Below are 618 nucleotides of genomic sequence, written 5' to 3' on the forward strand. Positions count from 1 at the left end.
GCGGCCAGATCGGGATACTCGCGCATCAGCCGGCTCGCCTCGTCCAGCACCGCCGCGAGGCGATCGACCACGCCGCCGGGACCCGCGGCGGCGGCTCGCAGCCGCGGCACCGCCATGCGTTCGATGTCCTCGACGGCCGCGTCCAGCAATTCGGACTTGTTCGGGAAGTAGTGGTACAGGCTGCCGCTGGTGACGTCGGCCGCCCGGGCGATCTCGCGAATCGTGGTGCGCGAATAGCCATTCTCGGCCACGCAGCGCATGGTGGCAACGACGATCCGCTGCCGCGTCTCCTCGCCGCTGGCGCCGACCGGACGTCCCCGTTGCGCCCGCGTCACCATGCTGTCCTCACTCGCGCGTCCCGTCCGCCGGCTCCCGGTCCCCGACACGGTCGAATATAATCGAGTGATCGATTAGTTCCGGCTTCGCCGCGGAGGTGCGTAGTGCGTGATGGACGGAGCTGCGGCGGGCTTCCCGCCGCATGAGCGTCACGCCGCCGCAATTGGGTCGGCCGGTGGGTGCCGACGGTGAGCAGACCCGGGCCCGCATCATCACCGCCGCGATGCGATGTGTGGCCGAGAATGGCTATTCGCGCACCACGATTCGCGAGATCGCCCGGGC

At 69.9% G+C, this 618-nt stretch carries 2 protein-coding genes; one reads left to right on the plus strand and one right to left on the minus strand.

Going from position 1 to position 618, the window contains the following annotated elements:
* On the minus strand, positions 1 to 338 hold a 338-nt coding region (locus A9X04_RS32360; RefSeq protein ID WP_156764413.1), incomplete at its 3' end, for a TetR/AcrR family transcriptional regulator.
* 140 nt (positions 339 to 478) lie between these two features.
* Between A9X04_RS32360 and A9X04_RS32365 the strand changes: the two genes are divergently transcribed.
* On the plus strand, positions 479 to 618 hold a 140-nt coding region (locus A9X04_RS32365), incomplete at its 3' end, for a TetR/AcrR family transcriptional regulator (protein WP_156751880.1).

Source organism: Mycobacterium sp. E3247 (assembly GCF_001667785.1).
In the GTDB taxonomy this organism is placed as follows: Bacteria; Actinomycetota; Actinomycetes; order Mycobacteriales; family Mycobacteriaceae; genus Mycobacterium.